Here is a 25488-nt window from a genome sequence, read left to right as displayed (position 1 = left end):
ATTCCGTTTCCGGCCCCCTGTTGGAGCGGGGTTTGTTTCGCGCCTTCCGGCGTGATCACTACTTTAGCGGATTTCCCCGGTGACTCCTAATCGGAGTCCGAGGCCTTCACAGTCCGAATTTCGGCACGCCGAAATCCATCCTGTTCAGGGGCCGTGCAGTGGTGATTGCCGCCGGTGCGGCTCGAGTGGCCGTCTCGGAACCGTCATGGCTCCGTGACAACTCGGAGAACACTACTCATGCCCCAGGGGCGTGTCAAACGGTCTGGACCAGCCCCTGCCCGGCCCCTGCCCGGCCCCTGCCCGGCCCCCGTTCACCCCCACCCGGCCCCCTCGTCCGGCCCCTCAGTCGAGGTCGCTGAGCCGCCCGCCGGCGTCCGGCTGGGCGTCCTCCACCCTGCGCAGCAGGCGGGTCAGCATCTCGCCGAGCCGGCCACGCTCCTCGCCGGAGAGGTCCTGGAGGAGTTCCTCCTCGAAGACCGTGGCCATGCGCATGGCCTCCAGCCACTTGCTGCGGCCTTCCTCCGTAATGCCGACGATGACGCGGACGCGGTTGTTCTCGTCGCGCTCCCGGGTCACCAGGCCCTCCGCGACCATGCGGTCGATGCGGTGGGTCATGGCGGCAGGGGTGAGGCCGAGCCGCTTGGCGAGGTCGCCGGGGCCCAGGCGGTAGGGGTCGCCAGCCAGGACGAGGGCCTTGAGGACCTCCCACTCGGCGTTGCTGATGCCGAGCTCGGCGGTCTGGCGGCCGTAGGCGACGTGCATCCGCCGGTTGAGGCGGCTGAGTGCCGAGACGACCTTCTCGACCTGGGGGTCGAGGTCCTGGAACTCGCGCTGGTAGGCGGCGATCTGTTCGTCGAGGCTCGGCTCGGAGGCGCCGGGGCCGGGGGTGTCAGCCATGCCCGGCAGTATGACACGAACTGATTCGCGCTAAAGCCCTTCGCCATGTACTCTTTAGCTTCGAACTTTACTGTTGAAGTCTTCAGACCTAGACAGTCCCGCCCCTCAACCTCGACCTAGGAAGGTGAGTGTGACCACCGCGATGGGCGCAGCTCTGCGCCGGATCCAGCTGGGGAACGCCCTGAGTGCGTTCGGCAACGGCTTCACCGTCCCGTTCCTGTTCATCTATGTGTCTCAGGTACGGGATCTCGGTGCGGGCACCGCAGGCATGGTGCTGATGACGTTCGCCGTGTCCGCGCTCGTCGTGCTGCCCTTCGTCGGTCGTGTGATCGACCGGCGGGGTCCGCTGCCTGTTGCCGTCGTCGGTACGGTCTCCGCCGCCGTCGGGTCGATGGGGATGGGGCTGGCGTCGAGCGAGTCGCTGGTCTTCGCCGCTGCCGCGGCGCTGGGTGCCGGTATCGCGGTGATCCAGCCGACGCTGGCCACGATGATCGTCTGGTGCTCGACGCCGACGACCCGGTCGCGCGCCTTCGCCATGCAGTTCTTCCTGAACAACCTCGGCCTCGGCCTCGGCGGTCTGCTCGGCGGGCAGCTCGTGGACACCTCGGATCCGGGCAGCTTCGTGCGGCTCTTCGCGATCGAGTCGGTGATGTTCCTGGTGCTGGGTGCCGCCGTGGCGACGGTGCGGCTGCCGCAGGCCCCCAAGGTCGAGGACGCGGTCCCGACGGACGAGGGCGCGAAGGGCGGCTGGCGGACGCTGCTGGGCGACCGGGCCATGGTGCAGCTGTGCGTTCTGGGCTTCGTGATGTTCTTCGCCTGCTACGGACAGTTCGAGTCGGGTCTGGCGGCCTTCGCGGTCGAGGTCACCCGGATCTCGCCGGCGACGCTGGGCATCGCGCTCGCCGCGAACACCGCGGCCATCGTGCTGGCGCAGTTCGTCGTCCTCAAGCTGGTCGAGGGGCACCGGCGCAGCCGGGTCATGGCGCTCGTGGGTGTCATCTGGACCGTTGCGTGGGTGGCCGCGGGGGTCTCGGGTCTCATTCCGGGGGCGCACGGTGTGGCGACCGCGCTGCTGATCTCCACGTACGCGCTCTTCGGTATCGGCGAGTCGATGCTGTCGCCGACGGTCGCCCCGCTGGTGGCGGACCTGGCGCCGGCGCGGCTGGTCGGTCAGTACAACTCGGCGTTCGCGCTCGTGAAGCAGCTCGCGCTGGCGGTCGGGCCGGCCGTGGGCGGCCTGATGGCCGGTGGCGGTCTGTACGTGGCGTACATCGTCATGGTGATCGCGTGCTCCCTGGGGATCACCGCCCTGGCCCTGCGGCTGGGCCGCCGGCTCACCCCGGCGCAGGACAACCCGCTGCTGGCGAAGGCACAGCGCCGCGCCAAGGCGGCGGAGGAGCGTACGGCGGTCCACGCCTGAGCACGCGCCTCCTAATAAGAGGCGCATATAAGAGGAGAGGGAGGGCGCCTGTGGCGCCCTCCCTCTCTTTCGTCATCCCTGCGTCACCCGTGCCCCGCCGGCAGGGCGAATTCGCACCAGACGGCCTTGCCGCCGCCCGGTGTGCGCCGTGAGCCCCAGGAGGAGGCGATCGTGGCGATGATCGAGATGCCGCGTCCCGCCTCGTCGGCGGGCTCGGCGCGGCGGCGCCGCGGGAGGTGGTCGTCGCCGTCGGTGACCTCGATGATCAGCCGGCGGTCGGTGCGGCGCAGGCGCAGCCGCATGGGGGGCGTGCCGTGCTGGAGGGAATTGGCGACGAGCTCGCTGGCGGCCAGGACGCCCAGGTCGCGCAGCTCGGTCGGGAAGCGCCAGCTGACGAGGACGCCGGAGGCGAAGGCGCGGGCGCGGGGTGCTGCTTCGATGCCGCCGAGGAGCTCCAGGGCGGCGTTGTGGAAGAGCTCGGCGTCGTGGCCGGTGCGGGCGGGGTGCTGGAGGACGAGGACGGCGACGTCGTCGTCGTGGTCGGCGGTCACGCCGAGGGCGCGGATCAGGCGGTCGCACATGACCTGGGGCGAGCCGGTGGCGCCGGCGAAGGCGCGCTCCAGGGCGGCGACGCCCTCGTCGATGTCCTCGGTGCGGCGCTCGACGAGGCCGTCGGTGTAGAGGACGGCGCTGGAGCCGGGGCCGAGGGGGATGGTGCCGGAGGTGTGCATCCAGCCGCCGGTGCCGAGGGGCGGGCCGGTGGGCTCGGCGGCGCGGCGGACGGTGCCGTCGGGGTCGCGGACGAGGATCGGGAGGTGGCCTGCGGAGGCGTAGACCAGGCGGCCCTCGTTGGGGTCGTGGACGGCGTAGATGCAGGTGGCGATCTGTGTGGCGTCGATTTCGCTGGCGAGGCCGTCGAGGAGCTGGAGGACCTCGTGGGGTGGCAGGTCGAGGCGGGCGTAGGCGCGGACGGCGGTGCGGAGCTGGCCCATGACGGCGGCGGCTCGCACTCCGCGGCCCATGACGTCGCCGATGACGAGGGCGGTGCGGCCGGCGCCGAGGGTGATGACGTCGTACCAGTCGCCGCCGACGGCGGTGTCCTTGCCGCCGGGCTGGTAGGTGGCGGCGACGCGCAGGTCGTCTGGTTGTTCGAGCTCTTGGGGGAGGAGGCTGCGCTGGAGGGTGACGGCGGCCTCGCGCTGGCGGCGCTCGCTGGCGCGCAGCCGTTCGGCGGCTTCGATCTGGTCGGTGACGTCCGCGGCGAAGACGAGGACGCCGGGCTGTTTGGCTTCGGTGGCGCCGACTTCGATCGGGGAGCAGGTGAAGGTGTAGTAGCCGCTGCGGGGGCGGGTGTCGGGCTCGGTGGCGGGGGCGGTGCTCTGGTGGGGGACGTCGGCCGCGGGGGCGGTGTCGCTCGCGGCGGGGGTGGTGCCCGGGGCGGCGGCGAGGTTCATCGCGGCGTTGACGTCGGCGGTGACGCGGCGGGACTTGACCGTGCGGGGCCTGCCGCTGCGCAGGACCTGGTCCATGAGGGGGAGCAGGCCGAGCTCGGTGAGCTCGGGGAGGGCTTCGCGGGCGGGGGCTCCGGGGCTGCGGGCTCCGAAGAGGGCGGCGTAGGCGTCGTTGACGTAGGCGATGCGGTGCTCGGGGCCGTAGACGACGGCGACGAGGGCCGGGACCTTGCCGAGCGTGTCGTGGACGGAGAGCCCGTCGAGGGTGGGGACGGGGCCGTCCGGTGCGGGGGCGGGGGCCGGGGCGGCCTCCGCCCGGGCGGCGGGCACGGAGCCGCCCGCCGCGGGCGCGGGCTGTGCGGGGGCGGCGGTGCGGTCCTTGCGGTCGGCGCGCGCCGCGGCGCGGCGCTGTGTGCCGGGGAGCCGGGCGCTCCAGCGGGTGAAGTTCACTGAGGATTACCTCGCGGAGTCGTTCCGGACCAGCTCGGCGACGGGGTGTGGCCGTTCCGCGTGCCCGGCGCGGGGCCGCGGTCGTCGGTGCGGGGGACTGCCCCCGGGGGAATGCAGCAAACGTCCGAATCCTCGTAATTGTTACTCTTCGCAGGTACGAGCCCACCCATGGTCACACGACCAGTGTGGCCGACCGGACTGACATCCGTCAGACGTCGGCCTCTCCGGGGGAGTTCCCGGCTCCGCCACAGGGGCCATGACCTGCTTCAACTCGCTTCCGGGTGACGTCCGGTGTCTGCGGCGAGTTCGAATTCGGCCCGGGGGTTTTCGAGCGAGCCGAGGGAGACGATCTCGCGTTTGAAGAGCCCGGTGAGGGTCCACTCGGCGAGGACGCGGGCCTTGCGGTTGAAGGTGGGGATCCGGCTGAGGTGGTAGGCGCGGTGCATGAACCAGGCGGGGTAGCCCTTGAGTTTCCTGCCGTAGACGTGGGCGACGCCCTTGTGGAGGCCCAGGGAGGCCACGGAGCCGACGTACTTGTGCCGGTAGTCCTTGAGCGGCTCGCCGCGCAGTGAGGCGAGGACGTTGTGGGCGAGGACCTTGGCCTGGCGGACGGCGTGCTGGGCGTTGGGGGCGCAGACGGTGGTGGCGGGGTCGTCCGCGGTGAGGTCGGGGACGGCTGCCGCGTCGCCGGCGCCCCAGGCGTGTTCGACGCCGTCCACGGTGAGGGCGGGGGTGCACTTGAGGCGGCCGCGGCCGTTGAGGGGGAGGTCGGTGGCGGCGAGGATCGGGTGGGCCTTGACCCCCGCGGTCCAGACGAGCGTTCGAGTGGGGAAGCGGGAGCCGTCGCTGAGGACGGCGATGCGGTCCGCGCAGGAGTCGAGGCGGGTGTCGAGGCGGACGTCGATGTTGCGGCCGCGCAGCTCGCGCAGGGCGTAGGCGCCCATCTCCTCGCCGACCTCGGGGAGGATGCGCCCGGTGGCCTCGACCAGGACGAACTTCAGGTCGTCGGGTTCGAGGTTGTGGTAGTACCGCGCGGCGTAGCGGGCCATGTCCTCCAGTTCGGCGAGGGCTTCCACGCCCGCGTAGCCGCCGCCGACGAAGACGAAGGTGAGGGCCGCGTCGCGGACGGCGGGGTCGCGGGTGGAGGAGGCGATGTCCATCTGTTCGAGGACGTGGTTGCGCAGGCCGATGGCCTCCTCGACGGTCTTGAAGCCGATGCCGTAGTCGGCGAGGCCGGGGACGGGCAGCGTGCGGGAGACGGAGCCGGGCGCGAGGATCAGCTCGTCGTAGCGGATCTGCACGGCGCCGGTGCCCTCCTCGCGGGAGGCGAGGGTGGTGACGGCGGCGGTGCGCTTGGCGTGGTCGACGGACCTCACCTCGCCGATGACGACCTGGCACTTGTCCAGGGTGCGGCGCAGCGGGACGACGACGTGGCGGGGGGAGATGGAGCCGGCCGCGGCCTCGGGGAGGAAGGGCTGGTAGGTCATGTACGGCTCGGGGTCGACCACGATGACGGTCGCCTCGCCGCGCTTGAGCTTCCGCTGCAGCCGCAGGGCGGTGTACATCCCGACGTAGCCGCCGCCGACCACCAGAATGCGCGCCGGTTCCTTCGCCAAGGCCACTCCTCAGTCCTCGAGCACAGCTCCCTCCCCATGACGCACCCCCGGCAGGAGTTTGTCCACAGGCCGTGCGAAATGTATGACCGGGCGGCGGAGCTGATCCCTCCATGGTGGCGCGCCGGTTCGAAGGACAGGTGCGCAGGTCAGGGTGGCTGCGGTGGGGTTGCGGGGTGGTGCAGAATCATTGTGGAGGGGGCATGTACTCCAATCGGGGGTGTCCGGTGCGGAACTACCCCTTCTTTCTTGACCTGGGCTCAACTATGTTCGTACTCCGTCGGGGTGTCAGAGACGTGCCCCGGCAGTCAGGGCGGGGAGTCTCCGGGGGGAGACGTCATAACCGGGGGAACACATATGCATATTCAGGGCTCTCATTGGTCCACCGCTGTCGCGCCGTCGGAAGCGGGCGGTGGCCGCAGCACGCCTCTGCGCGTGGACGCCCAGCGCAATCTCGAGCACGTTCTGCGTGCGGCCCGCGAGGTCTTCGGCGAGCTGGGCTACGGGGCGCCGATGGAGGACGTGGCGCGCCGCGCCCGCGTCGGCGTGGGGACGGTCTACCGCCGCTTCCCCAGCAAGGACGTCCTCGTCCGGCGGATAGCCGAGGAGGAGACCGCCCGGCTCACCGAGCAGGCCCGCACCGCGCTGGGCCAGGAGGACGAGCCGTGGTCGGCGCTGTCGCGCTTCCTGCGCACGTCGGTGGCGTCGGGCGCGGGGCGGCTGCTGCCGCCGCAGGTGCTGCGGGTCGGCGTCGACGGGGAATCCGAGGAGATCGAGGCGCGGGTGCCGCAGCAGCGGCAGCCGGGCGCCACCGGTGGCCAGCTGCATGAGCTGCGGCTGGTCGAGCAGCGGACGGCCGCTCCCGCCGAGCGGCACGACGCGGGTGCGGCGGCGCTGCTCGAGGTCGTCGGCCGGCTCGTGGAGCGGGCGCGGGCGGCGGGTCAGCTGCGTCCGGACGTGACCGTGGCCGATGTGCTGCTGGTGATAGCGACGGCCGCGCCGTCGCTGCCGGATGCGGTGCAGCAGGCGGCGGCGTCCTCGCGACTGCTGGACATCCTGCTGGAGGGGCTGCGGTCCCGGCCCGCCGAGTAGGCCGTTGCCTGCTGCGCAGGCCCTGCCTGTCGCGCAGGCCCTGCCTGTCGCGCAGGTCTTCTCTATGACGGGTGCGCCCGGTCCGGCTTTCCCAGCGGGCCGGGCGCATCCGGAAGTTCCTCCCCGTTCGGGTGACATCCAGTGCGCCATGCAGCCGAAGTCACCCCGGACGGGTGGTTGATGCCCATGCCGAGCTGGTGACGGGCGCCACTGTGCCACGCTTTCGCGATGTTCGGGATTGCCGGCATGTACAGGGGCCTGCGCTATGGGTGTTGACGGGCAGGAAGATCCGAGCGGGAGCGAGAAGGCGGACAGACCGTCCTTGCCCCGGCCCTCCGACGAGGGCGGTTCCGCACCGGCCGGGGAGCCGGTCGGCGGCACCGGTCCGAGCGTGCCGCGGCAGCGCAGGCGCAAGCACCGGCGGACGGACGCCGCCGCCGATGCGCCCCTGACCGACACCCAGCTGGTGGCCCGGATGCGAGCCGGCGAGAGCGATGCCTACGAGGAGCTCTACCGCCGCCACGCCCCCGCGGTGCGCCGCTATGCGCGCACCTGCTGCCGCGACAACCACACCGCCGACGACCTCACCAACGAGGTCTTCGCGAGCACCCTGCAGGCCGTACGGGGCGGGGCCGGGCCCGATTCGTCGGTGCGCGCCTATCTGATGACCACGGTGCGGCGGGTCGCGGCCACCTGGGGGAAGAGCGCCAAACGCGAGCAGCTGGTCGAGGACTTCGCCGAGTTCGCCTCGTCGGCGGCGCGGCTGCCTGCCACGGAGGACGGGGAGGGGCTCGGGCCGGGCGCGGACGTCCTGGCCATGCAGGAGGCCGAGCACTCCCTCGCCGTGCAGGCGTTCCGCAGTCTGCCGCCGCGGTGGCAGACGGTGCTGTGGCACACCACGGTCGAGGAGGAGTCGCCGAGCGAGGTCGCGCCGCTGCTGGGGCTGACGGCCAATGCGACGGCGGTGCTGGCGCACCGGGCACGCGAGGGCCTCAAGCAGGCGTACCTGCAGGCGCACGTGAGCACGTCGCTGACGGCCGGCGGTGACTGCGCGCGCTTTGCGGACCGGCTCGGGGCGTACGCGCGGGGCGGGCTGCGGATGCGGGCCGAGCGGGGGCTGCGCAAGCACCTGGAGGACTGCGCCCGGTGCCGTACGGCGGCCATGGAGGTCGCCGACGTCAATGAGCGGCTGCGGGCGCTGCTGCCGGTGGCGGTCATCGGCTGGTTCGCCGCCGGGTTCTCGGCCAAGGCTGCCGCGGGCTTCGGGGCCGGTGCGGCCGGGGCGGGGACGGCCGCGGGCGCGGGGGTGGCCGCTGCGAGCGGAGGTTCGGCAGGGGCGGGGGCCGGTGCCGGCTCGGGAGCGAGCGCGGGAACCGGGGCGAGTGCGGGATCCGGGGCCGGGGCGGGCTCCAGCGCGGGCGCCGGGGCGGGCGGGGCTTCCGGTGGCGCGTCCGGAGGCGGTTCCGGTGGGGCCGCCGCGGGCGAGGGACTGGGGGCGCCCGCGAAGCTGGCCGTCGTCGGCGGCGTGGTGGCCGCGGCGGGTGCCGCCGTCGCGTACGCCCTGATGGGGCACTCCCCCGCGCCGGACCGGGCGCCGCAGGCCGAGGTCAGCGCCGCCCCGGTGACGCCCGCGCCCAGCGTGACGCCGGAGCCGACGCCGTCACCGCGTCACTCCCCCAGTCCTGCGCCGACGCCCTCGGCGAAGCCGACACCGACGCCGAGGGCGAAGGCGCCCGCATCGCCGCAGGCCGTCCGCGTCACCCCCGTGCCCGCTCGTCCCGTCCACGTCGCTGCGCCGAAGCCGCGCCCGAAGCCCTCGCCGCCGCCTTCCGCGCCCCCCGTCCTCAGGCCGTCGCCCTCGCCGTCCCCGTCGCCCTCCCCCTCTCCCACGCCTTCGCCTCCTCCCCTGCCGCCCCGCATCTACCAGCTGAACCAGCTCGTCTACGCGGGCTTGGGCGACGGCACCGGGCCGGAGGTCCGGCTGGACGTGCGCAGCTGGCTGTGGCAGCGGTACGGCCTGCGGGTCGGCGGGGTCCCGTACGGGCACGGCGTGAGCGTGCACGCGCCCTCGGCCGTGACCGTCGACCTCAACCGGCCCTGCACGGCCTTCGACGCCCTCGTGGGCGTCGACGACATGTCCATGGGGCTGGGAGCCGCGCGGTTCTCCGTCTACGGCGACGGGGTGCCCCTGTGGCGGTCCGGCACGGTGCAGGGCGGGGAGGCGGCGGTGCCGGTGCACGTGCCGCTGTCGGGATACCGCAGCGTCCGGCTGGTGGTGCATCCCCGGCAGGGCATGGGGATGGTGGCGGTGTCGGACTGGGCTCGGTCGCGGATCTCCTGCGGGTAGAGCGCGGGGTGTGGGGTGTGGGAGGCGAGTGGCGGGGCGCAGGGGGCGGGTAACGGGAAGCGGGTGACGGGGGGTAGGTGACGGCGCCGTCCGCCGGAGGCGCCAGGCGTCCCGTCCGCCGGAGGCGGCGCCGGCTCCCTCACAGCCCCGGCCCCCGTGCCACCCCTCCCGCCACCGCCCGCTGGCGCGGTGCCGCCGAACCCGTCCAGCACGTGCCACGGCGGGCCAGCAGCCGCCGCAGCCACACCTCGGTGGAGACGAGCTCCGCGAGGCCGTCCAGGGGCAGCGCGCGGCCGTTCGCGGCCCCGTGCAGCGCCGCTCTGACTACCCGGGCCTCGACGAGCCCGGCGTCGGCAAGGAGCGGCGCGTCGAAGAGCTCCAGCAGGGGGCCCGCGGAGACTCGTAGCCCCGCCCGTACGGCGGCGGCGTGGGCCGCGTGCGAGGTGGCGCCCCAGCCGGGCGGGAGTTCGCGGACGCCCGCCCCGGCGAGGACGGCGCGCAGCACCGAGGCGCGCGCCCCCGGCTGGACCCGGAGCGCCTCGGGCAGGGCGCGGCAGGCCCGTACGACCTGGTTGTCGAGGAAGGGGGCGTGGAGGCGCTGGCTGCGGACCTCGGCGGCCTGTTCGAAGACGCGGTGGTCGGCGGCGTGCCGGGCGAGGGCGGCGGCGGCGCGGCGTTCGCCGGGGCGCTGTACGAGCCCTTGGGGCCGGACGGCAGCGGCCTGCAGCCGGACCGACACCTCGGCCAGGGCTTCACCCGTGAGCCAGCGGGCGGCCGGGCCGGGCCGGCACCAGGTGAGCGCGGCGAGGGAGGCGTCGACGGCCCCGCCCACTCCGGCGGGGAGGGCCGGTCCCGGCATGTCGTCGACGACGGGGAAGGCCGTGGCCCGTAGCTGCCCGGCGGCCGCCTCCAGGCCCTCCCGGTAGGACGTGCGGGCCAGCCGGCGGGCCGCCCGGTAGACGGTGAAGGGGATGAAGAGGGCCTGCGCGGAGGTCCTGTCGGCGCGGGCGAGCGCGGAGACGGGGCGCAGCAGGTGGCGCCGGCGGCGGTCCATCAGGAGGTCGGCCAGGCGCGCCGGGTGGGCGTCGAGCACTTGGCGGGCGCCGTGCCCGACGAGGTGGTCCGCGCCGCCCACGGCCAGCCGGTGCCGGTGGCGCTCGGCGGTGACGAGCGCGGGGCCCGGCTCGTCGGTCAGGGGTCCGCCGGCCAGGTCCGCGTAGGGCAGGGCCTCCTCGCCCGCGGCGACGACGATGTGCCGCAGCCGGGGGTTGGCCGCGATGGCGTGGGCCCGTTCGAGCTCGGCCTCCCGGACGCGGTTGTCGTCGGTGACGAGGTCGTTGAAGGTGACGGCGAGCAGCCGTTCGCCGCCGCCGGTGCCGTGGCCCAGGGGCGTGCCGGGCATCCCGGGCAGGCCCGCGGCGAGCAGCGCCAGGGTGGCGGAGGCGCTGCCGCCGGAGAGGTCGGCGCCGATGCCGGGGGCGGGGCCGCCGCGGGCGGCGCGGCGGTGGGCGGGGCCCATGCCGGGCACGGGGCCGGGGTCGAGGCCGCCGAGGCCGTGCTCGGGGGCGTGCCGGGGGGCGGCGAGGCGGGTCCGTACGGCCTCGACGAGCGCGCTTCTTATGCCTTCGACGGCCTTCTCGGGCTGGAGCTGGGGGGCGGAGACGGCCAGCGACGCCGTGGGTTCGTAGCCGGTGATGTCGCGCGTGCCGTCGCGCAGCACGAGGGCGTGCCCGGGCGGCACGCGCCGTACGCCCTTGTAGGGCGTGCCGTCGCCGAGGGCCTCCGGGGAGTCGGGGCAGGCGAGGAGGGCGGCGAGGTGGCCGATGTCGAGCTGGGCCTCGATGAGGTCGGCGAGGGGCAGGGCGGCGGTGGCGTAGGCGGTGCCGCCGGCCCAGGCGGTGTGGAAGACGGGGCGGGCGCCCGCCAGGTCGCCGACGACCGTGGTGCGGCGGCCCACCTGGGCGACGGCGGTGTAGCTGCCGGGCCAGGCCGTGAGGTGCCGCAGGGCGCCTCCGCGGGCGGCGACGAGCCCGACGCGCAGCTGCTCGTCGCCGGCGCCGCAGCGGCCGAGGACGGCGAGGCGGGTGAGGGGGTCCAGCTGGACGACGCGGACCTCGTCGGGGCGCCAGTCGCCCACGGCCCACAGGGGGGCCGGGTCGCCCCAGAGGAGCTGGGCGCCGACGGGGTGAACGGTGGGGCCTTCGAAGCCGTCGCGGCCTCCGTAGCCGGGGCCGTTGGGGGCGTGACCCACGCCGTTGCCGCCGTAGCCGACGCCACTGCGGGGGTAACCGGCTTCGCTGCCGCCGTAGTTGCCATAGCTGTCGTAGCTGCCGTAGTTGTCGTGCGACGGGGCACGTTGCTGCCCGGTCCCCGCGGTGGTGCTGCTCCACCCCACCACCCAGCGCATTCCGCCTCCACAGGCTGTGGACAACCGACGTGGACAACCGACCGAGCACCAGCTGGACGGCCATCAAGCGCTGCCATCCGCAGTCATCATGCACAGGAGGTCGCCGGTTGCCACAACGAGACCACCACGAAAGAGGCAACCCATTGGTCGCGCCTTTCACCCCAACTTGCTTGATTGCGGGGCGAAGTGGCACGCCGTCCGGCCCTGCGCACGCAACCGCCATGCTGTCACGCACGGAGGCGGGAGACGCCCCACGCGCGCGTGCGGCGCGCCAAGTGACTGCCGCGGGGCGGCGGTCGGGCGCTACGGGACCGCCTGCGGGGCTACCCGCGGGACCGCCTGCGGGGCCGCCTGCGGGGCCGTCTGCAGGCCCTGCGGGACGACTGCCGGGCGACGGCGAGGCGACTTCCGGTGGTGGCGAGGCGACTTCCGGGTGGCTGCCCGAGGGCAGGATCCGGCCAAACTCGGGGCAGCGGCTGCACGGGGGCGCACTCGCCCAGTGCTTCGACCCGCACGTCGCGGTCCGGGAGGCGGTCAGCCGCCTCCCGGACCGGTCCGCCGCCCGCGGGGAATGAGGCGGCGGCTTCCCCCAGCCCACTGGATCCAGGCAGCGGGCCAACCCACGCGACTCCCATGGAAGCGCTCCCGGGATGGCGCGGACAGAGCGCACGGCGGGCGCACAGCCACACACAACCGGAGCACGTGCCCCTCGATGCACGTCCGCACGGGCCAGAATCTCGCCATCCGGGACACCGCCTCTTAACGGTCGGGATGCGGGGAACTACGCTGGGTTTACGAATGCCCCGCGCCTATGCCGGGGCGGGCGTCGCGTCGTCGAGGGGTGCGCATGTCCAGGGAGCCACGCGGGCCGAACGAGAAGCTCGGCACCGTCCTCGCCCTCGCCGGGATCAGCAACGCCGGTCTCGCGCGCAGGGTCAACGACCTCGGTGCGCAGCGCGGATTGACGCTTCGCTATGACAAGACGTCCGTCGCGCGCTGGGTCTCCAAGGGCATGGTGCCTCAGGGAGCGGCGCCCCATCTGATCGCCGCGGCCATCGCCGGCAAGCTCGGCCGGCCGGTCCCGCTGCACGAGATCGGCCTTGCGGACGCGGATCCGGCCCCGGAGGTGGGGCTCTCCTTTCCGCGCGATGTCGGCCAGGCCGTGCGGTCCGCGACGGAGCTGTACAGGCTGGATCTCGCCGGTCGGCGGGGAGGCGGCGGCATCTGGCAGAGCCTGGCCGGATCCTTCTCCGTCAGCGCCTACGCCACGCCCGCCTCCAGGTGGCTGATAACCCCCGCCGACAGCTCCGTGGCACGCGAGGCCCACACGGCGGCCGGGGAGGCCGAGAGCGCGGGCGGCCCGGACGGGGCCATACCGCAGCGCGTGGGCCACAGTGACGTCAGCAAGCTGCGGGAGGCCGCGGAGGACGCGCGCCGCTGGGACTCCAAGTACGGCGGGGGCGACTGGCGTTCGTCGATGGTCCCCGAGTGCCTGCGGGTCGACGCGGCGCCCCTGCTGCTCGGTTCGTACAGCGACGAGGTGGGCCGTTCGCTGTTCGGCGCCACCGCGGAGCTGACCCGGCTGGCCGGGTGGATGGCCTTCGACACCGGCCAGCAGGAGGCCGCGCAGCGCTACTACATCCAGGCCCTGCGGCTCGCCCGCGCGGCCGCGGACGTGCCCCTGGGCGGCTACGTGCTGGCCTCGATGAGCCTGCAGGCCACCTACCGCGGCTTCGCCGACGAGGGCGTCGACCTGGCGCAGGCCGCCCTCGAGCGCAACCGCGGCCTGGCCACCGCCCGCACCATGAGCTTCTTCCGCCTCGTCGAGGCGCGGGCCCAGGCGAAGGCCGGGGACGCACCGGCGTGCGGTGCCGCGCTGAAGGCCGCCGAGGGGTGGCTGGAGCGGGCGCGCACGGGCGATCCGGACCCGTCGTGGCTGGACTTCTACAGCCACGAGCGGTTCGCGGCCGATGCCGCCGAGTGCTACCGCGACCTGCGCATGCCTCGGCAGGTGCAGCGCTTCACCGAGCAGGCGCTGGCCCGCCCGACGGAGGAGTTCGTCCGCTCGCACGGGCTGCGGCTCGTGGTGTCCGCGGTCGCCGAGCTGGAGTCCGGCAACCTGGACGCGGCCTGCGCGGCCGGCACGCGGGCCGTGGAGGTGGCGGGCCGGATCTCCTCGGCGCGCACGACGGAGTACGTCCGCGACCTGCTGCACCGGCTGGAGCCGTACGGGGACGAGCCGCGGGTGATGGAGCTGCGGGAGCGGGCGCGGCCGCTGCTGGTGTCGCTGGCGTGAGGGGTGTCGCCGGCGTGAGGGGCTCGCCGGCTTGAGCCGTACCGTCGCCGTGAACGTGCACGATCCGTAAGCGCGTGATCACTTCCTTGGGCTCCCCTGCCTGACCTGGGTTTCGACCGGTTGTCAGTGGCGCAGGTCATGATGGGGGGCGTGGGTGAGGCGCCGAGGGGAACCGGCTGCCCGGTCGCGGGCACGCCGGCAGGCGCGGGGAGGTGACGTGGTGAGGGCGTACGACTGCGATGTGCTGGTGGTCGGCGGCGGCATCGTGGGCTTGTCGACGGCCTTTGCGATCACGCGCGCCCGGCCGGGTACGCGCGTCGTGGTGCTGGAGAAGGAGCCGGGTCCGGCGCTCCACCAGACCGGGCGCAACAGCGGAGTGATCCACAGCGGGATCTACTACCGCCCGGGTTCGCTCAAGGCGCGGTTCGCCGTGCGGGGCGCGGCGGAGATGGTGGAGTTCTGCGCCGAGAACGGCCTGCCGCACGAGATCACCGGCAAGCTGATCGTGGCCACGGACCACGCGGAGCTGCCCCGCCTGCACGCCCTGGTCCAGCGCGGCCGGGAGAACGGCGTGCCGGTGCGCGAGCTGGGCCCCGCCCAGATGGGCGAGTACGAGCCGCACGTGCGCGGCGCGGGGGCCATCCACGTCGGTTCGACGGGCGTGTGCGACTACGGCGCGGTGGCGCGCTGCCTGGCCCGTCTGGCGGAGGAGGCGGGGGCCTCCGTGCGGTACGGGGCGCAGGTGCGGGTGATCGGGCGGCGTGGTGCGGCGGTCGCGGTGCGCACGGGGCTGGGCGAGGTGCTGCGCGCCCGCGCGCTGGTCAATTGCGCGGGGCTGCACAGCGACCGCGTGGCGCGGCTGGCGGGCGATGATCCCGGCGTGCGGATCGTCCCGTTCCGCGGGGAGTACTTCGAGCTGGCCCCGGGGCGTACGGATCTGGTGCGCGGCCTGGTCTATCCGGTGCCGGACCCGGCCTTCCCGTTCCTGGGCGTCCATCTCACGCGCGGCATCGACGGCACGGTCCACCTGGGGCCGAATGCGGTCCCGGCTCTCGCCCGCGAGGGGTACGGCCGCATGACGCTGCGTCCCGGCGAGCTCGCCGGGACGGTGGCCTGGCCCGGCTCCTGGCAGCTCGCCCGGCGCCACTGGCGGTACGGGGCGGGGGAGGTCCGTCGCTCGCTGTCCAAGCGCGCCTTCACGGAGGCGGCCCGCCGGCTGCTGCCGGAGGTGACGGCGGAGGATCTGATACCGGCCCCGTCGGGCGTACGGGCGCAGGCGGTGCTGCGGGACGGCACGCTCGTGGACGACTTCCTGTTCGCGGAGTCGCCGCGGATGGTGCACGTGCTGAACGCGCCGTCCCCGGCGGCGACGGCGGCGCTGCCGATCGGGCGGGAGGTGGCCAGGAGGGCGCTGCGGGCAATGGAAGCGTCCTGACTGCCTGACCTGCGGAAACTCAGAACCCGGGGCTGGTTTCCGTACGCCCGTAGAATCGAGGGACTGTGTCCGAGAACCACGCTTCCCCCTCAGCCCCCGTGACCGCCGACGAGCAGGCCGGTGCTCCGGCCGCAGAAGCAGCCGTCGCTTCTGCGTCTGCCGCTCCTGCGGCCGTCGCCCCTGCGTCCGCCGCTTCTGCGGTCACTGCGTCTGCGGTCACTGCGCAGTCCGCGCGCGGCCGTCGCGAGCCGATGTTCCCCGACGGTCCGGCGCCGGATCCGGCGGGCTCGCACCACGAGCGGCGCATCCGCTCGTTCCAGCCGCGCCGCAGCCGGGTCACGACCGGCCAGGGCGAGGCCCTGCGCCGCCTGTGGCCCAAGTGGGGCCTGGACATCGACGGCCTGAGCAAGCTGGATCTCGGTGAGCTCTTCGGCGACCCCGAGCTGCCCGTCGTGCTGGAGATCGGCTTCGGCATGGGCGAGGCCACGGCCAAGATGGCGGCGGCCGACCCGGGCACCGGCATCCTCGCCTGCGACGTGCACACCCCCGGGCAGGGCAATCTGCTCGGCCTCGCCGAGCGGAACGGCCTGACCAACGTCCGGGTCGCCAACGGCGACGCGATCATCCTGCTGCGCGAGATGCTCGTTCCGGACTCCCTCGCCGGCCTGCGCGTGTACTTCCCGGACCCGTGGCCCAAGAAGCGGCACCACAAGCGCCGGCTGATCCAGCCGGAGTTCCTGGCGCTGGCGGCCACGCGTCTGGCCCCGGGCGCCCTCCTGCACTGCGCGACGGACTGGGAGCCGTACGCGGAGCAGATGCTGGAGGTGCTCTCCGCGGCACCGGACTTCGAGAACACCCAGGCCGACGGCGGTTTCGCGCCGCGGCCGGAGTTCCGTCCGCTGACGCGCTTCGAGGGCCAGGGCCTGGACAAGGGGCACGTGGTCCACGACCTGCTGTTCCGCCGCAAGGCGCACTGACCACGGACGCGCTGACGCACTGACGCACTGACGCACGCCGGCAGGTGAGGTGGGGGGGCACCGGCCCCCGGAATACCGGGGCTGTCCCGAAATACCGGAGCCGTCCCGAATACCGGAGCCGTCCCGACGTCCCTTGGTTAGGGTCATCGGGTGCATGAGTCCCCACCCCACCAGCAGCCGACGGCCGGGCCGGTGCCCGCCTACGCGCAGCAGCCGAACTTCTCCGCGATGCCCGCCCCGGCGGGCTGGCGCTACAAGCCGCGCCGCGCCCTGTGGGACAACAAGGCGGTGCGCGCCGGCGCACTGATCCTGCTCCTGGCCCTGTGCGGCCTGGTCATCCTCGCCCTGGTGCGGGAGCAGACGGGCACCGAGGGTTTCCTGGTGGGGCTCGGCCTCGCCGTGCTGCCCGTGCCCCTGCTGGTGGCGGCGTTCCGCTGGATGGACCGGGTCGAGCCCAAGCCCTGGCGGAACCTGGTCTTCGCCTTCGCGTGGGGCGCCTGCGCGGCCACCCTGTTGGCCATCATCGCGAACGGTTACGCCACGGAGTGGCTGGTCAGCTCCGTCGACCTCGCGCAGCGCTCGGAGGCCGACAAGTGGGGGGCGACGTTCGTCGCGCCCGTGGTGGAGGAGACCGGCAAGGCGGCCGCGGTCCTCCTGCTCTTCCTCTTCCGTCGCCGGGACTTCAACAACACCGTCGACGGCGTCGTCATCGCGGGCATCACGGCCACGGGCTTCGCGTTCACCGAGAACATCCTCTACCTGGGCAACGCCTTCGCCACGGACCAGAGCTTCGGCGACGACGGGGTGCCGGCGGCCACGGCGGCGACGTTCTTCATGCGGGTCCTGATGTCGCCGTTCGCGCACCCGCTGTTCACCACGATGACGGGCCTGGGCTTCGGCATCGCGGCGGCCCTCGCCCCGCGCCGCAAGGTCACCCGCATCCTCATCCCGTTCGCGGGCCTGCTCACGGCGATGGTCCTGCACGCGCTCTGGAACGGCTCGGCCAGCCTGTCGCCCCTGGCCTTCCTCGCCGTCTACGCCCTGTTCATGGTCCCCGTCTTCGGCGTCCTGACCTGGCTCGCGATCTGGTCCCGCCAGAACGAGCTGCGCACCATCCGCACCTTCCTCCCGGCCTACCAGGCCGCGGGCTGGCTCACCCCGCCCGAGCCCCTCGCCCTCTCCTCGATGCGCGCCCGCGGCATAGCCCGCGACGTAGCCCGCCGCACCGGCGGCCCGGCAGCGGCCCGCACCGTCGCCGAGTACATCTCCTTCGCCACGTCCCTGGCCTTCCTCCGCCAACGAGCCCACAGGGGCACGGCGGGCCCGGACTTCACCGCCAGAGAACAGGAACTCCTCCACCACCTCTGGCACCGCAAACACATAGCCCAACCGGCCCTGACCCAGGCCTCGGCGACCATTCCGCGGCCGTTCGTGGCCCCGCCCCAGATGTGGCCACCGTCCACGCCGGGGCCGGGGTGGCCACAGTTTCCAGGTCAGCAGCGCTGAACATACCTAGGAGCGTGAAGAGTGTCTGAAAGCGAGATCGGTTCCGGTTCCACTCCTAGCCTTTCAGAGGTGCTTGCTTCTCTGCGGGCTAAATGGGAGTTGGGGAAACAGAACGGGTCGGACGACGCCCGTCGCCATCTCGAGGCGATTGGCCGCGTAGCTACCCAACGCAGCACGGCTGACAACACCAGGGTCGGGCTCGAGAACACCCTCTACGAGCTCCTTGCGGCCAACGGTGTCGCCCGGGAGGTGACAGCACTCCTTGCTGAATACTTTCCGAACGACCCATGGGAGCCACTCCTCCTCGCTGCAGGCCTGCTGGAGAAGCCCTTCGACGGCTTCGGCCATCCGCCCTATGTTCCCGTAGGGATGGGATTCCCTAACCGTCGAGCCCTACGCGCCGCTGGGGTTCACGCGCACCTGCAAGGCGGCATTTGGGGGAAGGCAAGCGAAGAGGCGAAGTCCATCGTCGTTTCGGGCGGGTACGAGGACGACGAAGACTACGGTGACGAAATTATCTACACCGGGCAGGGCGGCCAAGATCAGGCCACCAAGCGCCAGGTCAAAGACCAAGTCCTGACACTCGGAAACGCAGCACTCGTCAACAGTATTGCCACAGGCAGGCCGGTCCGTGTCATCCGCGGATCCAGCGGTGACCGAGACCACTCACCATCAGAGGGGCTGCGGTACGACGGGCTCTACCGCGTCGAGAAACACTGGTCGCAGCGTGGAACGTCCGGGTTCTTGGTGTGGAGATATCAGCTACGCGCTGTTGCCTCCACTGACTCCATCGACCGTAACGCGGCCACAAACGCGGCAAAGCTCTCCCGTTCGCCCCGGAAGATACCCGCTGCTGCGCCCACCCTTGGATCCCAGCCCACCGGGAATGACACCCCAGACCGCAAGAAGGGCGAAACGCAGCGCATCATCAGAAGCACTGCCGTCGCCAACTGGGTGAAGAAGATACACAACCACACGTGCCAGGTCTGTGGAACTCGCATCGAGACCCCCACGGGCGCCTATGCGGAGGCCGCCCACGTACGCCCACTCGGCCGTCCGCACAACGGACCAGACACAACCGATAACGTGCTGTGTCTCTGCCCGAATCACCACGTGGAATTCGACTTTGGGATGATAACCATCAATGCAGATGGCACTGTCCTTGAGCGCGGATCGCGGCAGCATGGCTACAAGTTGCGTCAGCACTCCGAACACCCCATAAACGCCGAGCACCTCAAGCACCACCGCGATCACCACGAGTCGCAGAAGGCCGCGGGGACGGACTAATCGTCGGTGAGCCGCGCCCCTTGCACCGCCCCTGCTTCGTAGCGTGTCTGCGCGCGGTCCAGGGCCGTGTCCGGGTCGGCGCCATGGGCTCTGAGCCAGTGGAGGAGGTCGACGATGAGCTCGGTCGCGGCCTCCTCGGACGCGGCTCGGTGAAGCGGAGAATGGGCCCTTCCCCAGGCAGGCCCCCGACCGTAGAGCGTGAGGACGGCCTCGGCACCGACCACTCGAGGATCCGCCGGATGGGCCTCCGTGGCGGGAAGGCCCGTAGCAAGCTCGCACCAGGACGCCTTCCCGTGATCTTGAGAAGCCACGCCCCAGCGAACGGCCAGCTTCTCGGCAAGGCTCCGGCCACGCCGCTGCTCCTGTGGAGCGAGTCGGTGCGGGCCGGGGTCTCGGACTTCGATCCGGACACACGCCCCCTCCAGGGAGACCGTCACCCATGTCGGCGTTCCCACGCCGACATGGGTGATCACGTTGGTGACCAACTCCGTCATGCATAGCTGAGCAGGGCCCACAAGGTCCGACAGTCCCCAGAGCTTCAAGGGGCTTTGGAGAGTCCGGCAGAGCTGGTCGACCCTCTCCGGAACCGCCAGGAACGGCACCTGCCAGAGCTCCACCGGCCTACAGCGCTTGATGTCCATGCCTGGTCGCACCCCTCCTAGCCCTTCTGAACGGCGCCAAACCGCCACTGCTGAGACGAGGATGGCACTGTGCAGATCCCGCCATGCAATATGCAGCGCAGGATTCCCTCCATCGGGTGATTGGCCAGGTTGGGAGCTTCGGCTGGACTGAACACCCCTCAGGTCTCAGGAGGTTGAAGTGACAGGATCGCCAACCGCTCGCCGTCGCCGACTGGCCATCGAGCTCAAGAAGCTGCGCGAGGATCACGGACTGACGTGCAACGAAGTAGGTGCGGCTCTGCACTGGAGTGGCTCGAAGGTCAACCGGCTGGAGACTGGCAGCGGGAGGGTGCAGCCATCCGACATCGACGCCTTGTGCCGCTTCTACGGCACCACCGACGAACTGCGCGAGTTCCTCATGCAGCTGGCCAAGGACTCCAAACTCCGAGGCTGGTGGCACGCTCACGGCGCAGCGGTTCCACCATGGTTCTCCGTGTACATCGGGCTGGAACAGGGTGCATCAAGCTTGCGCCAGTACCAGTGCGAGTTCGTGCCTGGGCTCATGCAGACGCCCGCCTACACAGCCGAGCTACATCGGGCGTCTTCCCAGCTTGAGAGGGAAGAGCTCGAGCGCCACGTGAATGTCCGCATGGAGCGCCAAGCGATCCTCCACCGCGCGAACCCGCCGGACCTCTGGGCCATCGTGCACGAGAGCGTGCTACGCCACATCGTGGGCGACAAGGACCTGATGCGTGCGCAACTCGAATATATGCTCGCTACAAGCCAGCTGAAGAACGTGACGCTGCAGGTTCTGCCCTTCGATGCAGGGTCCTACCCTGCGACGGGAGCGTTCACGATCCTTGGCTTCCCTGAGCAGGCCGATCCAGATGTCGTCTACCGAGACGGATTGACCGACGCGTTCTACCTGGAATCTCCCGACGACGTCGGCCAGTACGTGAAGGCCTTCGACAGCATGCGGGCCATCGCTGCGAGCCCGCCGCAGTCAGCCGCACTGATCAAGCGCGCCTTAGAGGAGTACTCCTGATGAGCAGAACGCCACCTGCCATAGGCACCCAGACAGGTTGGTTCAAGAGCAGCTACAGCAACGGCACGGGGGGCGAGTGCCTGGAGGCCGCCTTCACCGCCGACGGGACAGCAGTCATCCGTGATTCGAAGCAGCCGGTGGGGGCAGTCCTCGCCTTCTCTTACGCCGCCTGGGGTGGATTTGTCGTGGGTATAAGGGGCGGCAAGCTCGACTGAGCACCAACCTGCGACCCGAAGCTCGGGACACGGCGGCGGTCCACGCCCGCCAGCCGACGGCACCAGGAGGTTCATACCCCCGAGATTCGGGAGTCGGGATCCGAGCGGTCCATGTGAGGAATGGGCGGTGGGGCTTACCCACCCTCCCGCCCAGTTCGCGCGGGCGGGCGCGTAAGCACACGTGTTGACTTTGCGCAACCGAGTCGCCACGCCTCGCTGTCGGCGTGTAGCGTGCGCCACAACGAACAACCCCGGCACCGGTGCTACCAACACCAGGCCGGGGTTTAACCACCAAGATCACAGGACTGATCCCGTGGCTGTCGCCAACCTTATCGCTCCCCCCATGGCCGCGTCCGGATACGGCAAGCGGACCGCACCCGATCAAGCCCCGCGCGGCCGGGACGACTTCGCACACCTCCCCGCTCGCGAGGCGTCCATCGCCGCTCACATCGACCGGCTTCCCGACGGGGCCGCTGTCGACATCAAGACGCTCGCCAAGGAGCTCCCCGCCTACGGGCAGCAGGCCGTGGCCTCCGCTCTCAAGGCCCTCTCCGCGGCCGGTCACCTGCGTCGTTTCAGGGAGGTCGTCGGCGAGGGCCGTACGCAGTGGGTGTCCCGCTCGTACTTCTCCCGGACCGCGCGGGACGACGCCTGGTGGGAGGCCTACCTCGCCCGTACGTCCGGGCAGGGCGCACCTTCGTCGGCCTCTTCCTCGCCCCCTGAGCCAGGGCGTGAGAAGGCGCGAAACGAGTGCTCTCCCGCGTACATCGCCCTGGCCACGCTCGGCTGCTCCGACCCCCGCCTGACGCTCTCCGCGGCCGAGTGTTCCGCCCTCGAAGGCCTCGCCGCCGAGTGGTTCGCGCGCGGCGTCACGCCGCTGGAGTTCGCGCGGATCCTCACGACCGGGCTTCCTGACGTCATCCATTGCCCGGGGGCATTCACCCGCAAGAGGCTCATCGACAGGTTGCCGCCGGAGCCCTTCCAGGTCCCGTACGGGACGGCCCCGGCGCCCCACCGCGTCATGGAGTGCACCGGCTGCGGCGTCCCCGGCCGCCCCGAAGCCCTGTCCGGCGGCCTCTGTCGCCCCTGCCGCGGTGACGTACCGGACTCAGGCCCGTTGGGCGAGGTACAGGCTGCCGTCCGCAGTCATGTCTCCCAGTTGCGCGCTCTGGCACGGACACGGCGCTGACTAGCGGCTACGCATGACGGTGCCGGTGGCGGGTACGACAGGCCGACGCCTCCCTTCAGGCACCAGCCATCACCGCGGCCAGTAGGCGCCTGCTGGTGATCCAGTCAGTGCGGCCTTCAGCAACGGCTTGTCTCACGGTGTCGATCGCGGCTGGCTCGGGTTCGGAGGGGCGGGCCATGTGTGCCCGCATGAAGTGTTTGAAGAGCTGGGGCAGCTGTGCGGGTCGGGTCCCGCTCTTTTCCTTGAGGGAGAAGAGCGGGAGGAACCATGTCTCGAACTTCTGCTGGACCACGCCGCTGGCTCGGTATGCCGAGTACAGGGTCCGGAGGTCTGCAGTGTGGGTGTACGGGAGATGACCGTGGAGGGCGTACTGGAGCCGGGTGCCATGGTGTTCGCGGAAGTGCTGCCCGTACGCGGCGATGTGGTTGGCGGCGTTGCGGGTGATCGTCATGACGGCCTGGTCCGCTCGGAGCCTGTGCGCGGCGGCGAGGACGGTGGCGTGAACGCCCACGCGCGGATCCAGGACAAGGCCTGGCAGGCCGAAGGGCGCGAGGTCAACACCGTGTTCGCGGGTGCGGGAGATGATCAGGCGGCTGCTGACATTGCCAGCCGTGTTCTGCAGATGCCTGGGCCAAGCGCGACGGCAGGAGTGGATGTCGGCGCGGTCGAGGACGGGACGGCCCTCGGCAAGCTCTGCGACCAGGTGCACCGCGGCGTGGTCACGGGTGTCCGTACTGCCGCAGGCATTGCAGGCGTGGCCGCCCGGGCCGGTCATGTGGCCGCAGGCCCGGCAGGTGGGAACGGTCTCGCGACTGATCACCACAGTGCCGGCTCGGAGATTGTTCTCGATCATCGTCAAGGCCAGGTCAGCGACCTCGGTGTCGGTATCTGTCATGGTCCCGGCTGCGGGTGACAGCTCAGGTGTGTACTTGGCGGCTATGAGGTGGGCTTCGAACGCCGAACGGGAGATCCAATCGCCGTCCGTCTCGCGGTGACGTAGGTCGCCGGCCAGGGTGGCGGTGTTCCACAGGTGGGGCACGGGCGGTGAGGCGAGGATGGCGTTGAGGGCTGCGGCGAGGCGGATACCTACGGCCTTGCCGGGGTTGGTCTGGAAAGTGAAAGGCCCGTTCTGTACCGGGCCATTGAGAAACAGGGGGCGCACTGGCTGCTCCTGACGAGGTGGGAGGGTGGCTCCCGTCCTGTGGAGACCCTGACGGCGACCCCGACGGAGTCCCCTCCGGCCGGGGCCCGCCCCTATCCGGCAAGGTTCGCGACGTAGGAGCCGCTGACGGACCAGGGCGTGAGCTCGATGCCGAAGCCACCGCGTTCACCGTCCTGGGTGTGAACGAGCTTGCCGGTCAGGTGCACGGTGTCTCCCGAACGGAAGGCGCCGGTATAGGCGCCGAGGTACGAGCGCATGTGGGTGATCCTGCGGGCGAAGGAGCCGGGCTCGTCGACGGTGGAGCTGAGGATGGTCTTGACCTTGATCTCGTAGACCGCCGAAGTGGTCAGGCCCTCGGCGTGGTCGGTGATCTCCGCCAGGAGGGAGATCTCGCCGATTTCCTTCGAGGAGACCAGCGAGAACGTCTTGTCGCGGTCGGCACGGATGGGCTCGCAGTTGATGTGCGCCCCGGCGCTGGCGGTCAGGCCCTGGAGCTTCCGGCGCTCCTGCTTGATGAGGGCGTCGAATGAACTGCCCTCCATGTACTTCGCCCGTCGGAGGTAGAGCCGGGTGAGGTCCTCGCCGTCGTACGGTCTGATCAGCTCGGTCTGTTTGAACAGCTCTCGGGCTGCCTCGTAGCCCTCGGGGCCGTAGCAGACGAGGTCGATGTCGGATCGCTCGTTGTAGCAGCCGACCAGGAAGGATCCGGTGATTCCGATGAGTCCTTGGATGCCGTTGGATGCGACCCACTGGGTGATGGCGAGGAGATCCTTGCCCACAGGGATGCCGGCGACCGGGCCCGGTTCTTCCTGGATGGCGAGGAGCGCGTGACGGCAGGAGTAGTGGACGGCGATGTCGTCGCGAGGGATACCTGTGATGACGCAGCCGAGGGTGTCGGAGTAGACGTAGCACTCCGGGCGGCAGGCGAGGATCCCGAAAGACTTCGACACCACGCTGTTCTGCCGGTACGTCCGACCGAACAGATGCCGGTCGCCCTTGTCGTCGGGATGGTATTTCACATAGCCGAGATAGTGACTGCCCGGATGGCTGTCGCCGATGACCTTGAAGACGACCCCGTGGTGATCCATCAGATAGTCGCGATCACGGACGGCGGGTACTGGCCTACCGGTACCCGGCTGCGAACGCTGCCAGGGTGGGGAAGGTGTCGGTGTCGATGGTGCCGGACGACTCATACTGATCAAGTCCCATCACGAAGAGGGCTCGGCGGTACTGCCACTTGATGTGCTTGTCGTGCCGTGCAGGGTCGGTGGGCCGCATGAGGGCGAGGAAGAAGAAGCACTTGACGAGCAGGAAGTCGCCGAGATGCCCGCTCACCCGCTTCCCGATCAGAGCGGTCGTGACCTCGTCCAGGGCATCGGTGTAGGCGGCGCGCTCTTCGGGGCTGATGCTGTAGCCCTTGCCGCCTCCCTTGAAGGCCACGATGTCGAGTGCTGGGTAGACGTCGTAACCGAGCGGGATGACACCGTGATGCTGCCAGTCGATCACACCCTTCGCCAGGACGTTGGGAAGCCCGTAGTCCAGGTGTCCGCGGACCATGGGCAACGCCGCCATCCGGTCGAGTGCGCGTTTCACGGCTCGGTGCACCCGCGGTGTATCGAGGTCCGGGTTCTCCTCGAAGACGTCGGCGACGAAAGCGGCCCTTTCGAACCACGGTGTGGCGGGCAGAGGGTGGCTTGCCTGGGCCTGCAGGAGTCTGGAGGCGACGGCTGCCGCCGTACTGACCACCTGGTCGCCGAGCCCGCCGTCCCGCTGGGCGTGGGCGAGGGCCTCGTCATGGAGCGAGGCGGCGCCGAGGGATCGCTCGATGACGAAGTAGCCCTCGTTCCCGGATCCGCTGCCGACGATCTCCGGAACGGGATAACCAAGGCCGACGGCGAGCTGCTGGAACTCAATCTCCTTCCGCAGGTCCTCTCCCCCGGTCCGCTTGTAGAGCAGGCCGTCTGCCGACCTCCACACCGCGCCCTGCGTGGCCGTCCTGTCCTTCACGAACTTCCAGTCGGTCATTCATCCGTCCTTCCGAAGGGCCGAGGGTGCGCGGCGCATGCACATCTACCTCAG

19 protein-coding genes are annotated in these 25488 nt (G+C 71.4%); 11 read left to right on the top strand and 8 right to left on the bottom strand.

Annotated features, from left to right (window positions below):
• Positions 1 to 342: 342 nt before the first annotated feature.
• Positions 343 to 897 carry a MarR family winged helix-turn-helix transcriptional regulator gene (locus ACFPP6_RS23510; RefSeq protein ID WP_336013710.1) on the bottom strand — a complete coding sequence of 185 codons (555 nt, stop codon included), beginning with the start codon at positions 895 to 897 and terminating at the stop codon, positions 343 to 345.
• A gap of 142 nt (positions 898 to 1039) precedes the next feature.
• Here ACFPP6_RS23510 and ACFPP6_RS23505 point away from each other — a divergent pair, with 142 nt between their 5' ends.
• Entirely contained in the window at positions 1040 to 2317 is a 1278-nt protein-coding gene (locus ACFPP6_RS23505; RefSeq protein ID WP_382045686.1) for an MFS transporter, read from the top strand.
• An 83-nt stretch (positions 2318 to 2400) separates the two neighbouring features.
• Here the strand turns inward: ACFPP6_RS23505 and ACFPP6_RS23500 are convergent, their stop codons facing one another.
• Positions 2401 to 4218, bottom strand: coding sequence for an ATP-binding SpoIIE family protein phosphatase (locus ACFPP6_RS23500; RefSeq protein ID WP_382045661.1), 1818 nt, complete (start codon positions 4216 to 4218; stop codon positions 2401 to 2403).
• A 266-nt stretch (positions 4219 to 4484) separates the two neighbouring features.
• On the bottom strand, positions 4485 to 5783 hold the full coding sequence (locus ACFPP6_RS23495; protein ID WP_382045683.1) for an NAD(P)/FAD-dependent oxidoreductase: 1299 nt from the start codon (positions 5781 to 5783) through the stop codon (positions 4485 to 4487).
• Positions 5784 to 6188: 405 nt separating this feature from the next.
• On the opposite strand from ACFPP6_RS23495, the gene ACFPP6_RS23490 reads away from it, so the two are divergent.
• Both ACFPP6_RS23490 and ACFPP6_RS23485 read left to right on the top strand, forming a co-directional pair.
• On the top strand, positions 6189 to 6923 hold the full coding sequence (locus ACFPP6_RS23490; protein ID WP_382045658.1) for a TetR/AcrR family transcriptional regulator: 735 nt from the start codon (positions 6189 to 6191) through the stop codon (positions 6921 to 6923).
• A gap of 265 nt (positions 6924 to 7188) precedes the next feature.
• Entirely contained in the window at positions 7189 to 9270 is a 2082-nt protein-coding gene (locus ACFPP6_RS23485; RefSeq protein ID WP_382045656.1) for a sigma-70 family RNA polymerase sigma factor, read from the top strand.
• 139 nt (positions 9271 to 9409) lie between these two features.
• Here the strand turns inward: ACFPP6_RS23485 and ACFPP6_RS23480 are convergent, their stop codons facing one another.
• Positions 9410 to 11677: an asparagine synthase-related protein gene (locus ACFPP6_RS23480; RefSeq protein WP_382045653.1), complete on the bottom strand. Its 2268-nt coding sequence runs from the start codon at positions 11675 to 11677 to the stop codon at positions 9410 to 9412.
• Positions 11678 to 12524: 847 nt separating this feature from the next.
• On the opposite strand from ACFPP6_RS23480, the gene ACFPP6_RS23475 reads away from it, so the two are divergent.
• The 5 genes from ACFPP6_RS23475 to ACFPP6_RS23455 all read left to right on the top strand — a co-directional run bounded on the left by ACFPP6_RS23475 (position 12525) and on the right by ACFPP6_RS23455 (position 19178).
• Positions 12525 to 13973 (top strand): MFS transporter, encoded by a 1449-nt coding sequence (locus ACFPP6_RS23475; RefSeq protein WP_382045650.1) that lies wholly within the window; start codon positions 12525 to 12527, stop codon positions 13971 to 13973.
• A 220-nt stretch (positions 13974 to 14193) separates the two neighbouring features.
• On the top strand, positions 14194 to 15408 hold the full coding sequence (gene lhgO, locus ACFPP6_RS23470) for an L-2-hydroxyglutarate oxidase (protein WP_382045681.1): 1215 nt from the start codon (positions 14194 to 14196) through the stop codon (positions 15406 to 15408).
• Between the two features lie 65 nt (positions 15409 to 15473).
• Positions 15474 to 16385, top strand: coding sequence for a tRNA (guanosine(46)-N7)-methyltransferase TrmB (trmB, locus tag ACFPP6_RS23465; protein ID WP_382045647.1), 912 nt, complete (start codon positions 15474 to 15476; stop codon positions 16383 to 16385).
• A 150-nt stretch (positions 16386 to 16535) separates the two neighbouring features.
• The gene (locus tag ACFPP6_RS23460) at positions 16536 to 17891 is read left to right on the top strand and encodes a PrsW family intramembrane metalloprotease (protein ID WP_382045645.1); all 1356 of its coding nucleotides are present in this window, start codon (positions 16536 to 16538) and stop codon (positions 17889 to 17891) included.
• Between the two features lie 21 nt (positions 17892 to 17912).
• Positions 17913 to 19178, top strand: a complete 1266-nt coding sequence (locus ACFPP6_RS23455) for a YDG/SRA domain-containing protein (RefSeq protein WP_382045642.1) — start codon at positions 17913 to 17915, stop codon at positions 19176 to 19178.
• Here the strand turns inward: ACFPP6_RS23455 and ACFPP6_RS23450 are convergent.
• A complete protein-coding gene (locus tag ACFPP6_RS23450) occupies positions 19175 to 19819 on the bottom strand; it encodes an ATP-binding protein (protein WP_382045639.1) in 645 nt (214 codons plus the stop codon). The two genes, ACFPP6_RS23455 and ACFPP6_RS23450, sit on opposite strands and share 4 nt — an antisense overlap.
• Before the next feature lie 178 nt (positions 19820 to 19997).
• On the opposite strand from ACFPP6_RS23450, the gene ACFPP6_RS23445 reads away from it, so the two are divergent.
• The 3 genes from ACFPP6_RS23445 (at position 19998) to ACFPP6_RS23435 (ending at position 22247) form a co-directional block, all read left to right on the top strand.
• Positions 19998 to 20843: a helix-turn-helix domain-containing protein gene (locus tag ACFPP6_RS23445; protein WP_382045636.1), complete on the top strand. Its 846-nt coding sequence runs from the start codon at positions 19998 to 20000 to the stop codon at positions 20841 to 20843.
• Positions 20843 to 21058: a DUF397 domain-containing protein gene (locus tag ACFPP6_RS23440; RefSeq protein ID WP_382045633.1), complete on the top strand. Its 216-nt coding sequence runs from the start codon at positions 20843 to 20845 to the stop codon at positions 21056 to 21058. The genes ACFPP6_RS23445 and ACFPP6_RS23440 overlap by 1 nt, the downstream gene beginning before the upstream one ends.
• A 343-nt stretch (positions 21059 to 21401) precedes the next feature.
• Positions 21402 to 22247, top strand: a complete 846-nt coding sequence (locus ACFPP6_RS23435; protein ID WP_382045631.1) for a hypothetical protein — start codon at positions 21402 to 21404, stop codon at positions 22245 to 22247.
• Positions 22248 to 22302: 55 nt separating this feature from the next.
• On the opposite strand, the gene ACFPP6_RS23430 is transcribed toward ACFPP6_RS23435, so the two are convergent.
• From ACFPP6_RS23430 to ACFPP6_RS23420, 3 genes are all read right to left on the bottom strand, one after another.
• Entirely contained in the window at positions 22303 to 23409 is a 1107-nt protein-coding gene (locus tag ACFPP6_RS23430) for a hypothetical protein (RefSeq protein ID WP_382045630.1), read from the bottom strand.
• Between the two features lie 92 nt (positions 23410 to 23501).
• A complete protein-coding gene (locus ACFPP6_RS23425) occupies positions 23502 to 24497 on the bottom strand; it encodes a nucleotidyltransferase domain-containing protein (RefSeq protein ID WP_382045628.1) in 996 nt (331 codons plus the stop codon).
• Positions 24498 to 24531: 34 nt separating this feature from the next.
• Positions 24532 to 25434, bottom strand: coding sequence for a phosphotransferase (locus ACFPP6_RS23420; protein WP_382045625.1), 903 nt, complete (start codon positions 25432 to 25434; stop codon positions 24532 to 24534).
• Positions 25435 to 25488: the final 54 nt, after the last annotated feature.

The sequence above is a fragment of the Streptomyces aureoversilis genome (genome assembly GCF_042657885.1).
Taxonomy (GTDB): Bacteria; Actinomycetota; Actinomycetes; order Streptomycetales; family Streptomycetaceae; genus Streptomyces; species Streptomyces aureoversilis.
Note: the sequence above shows the minus strand (reverse complement) of the source record. Positions and strands in the feature narration are given on the sequence as shown.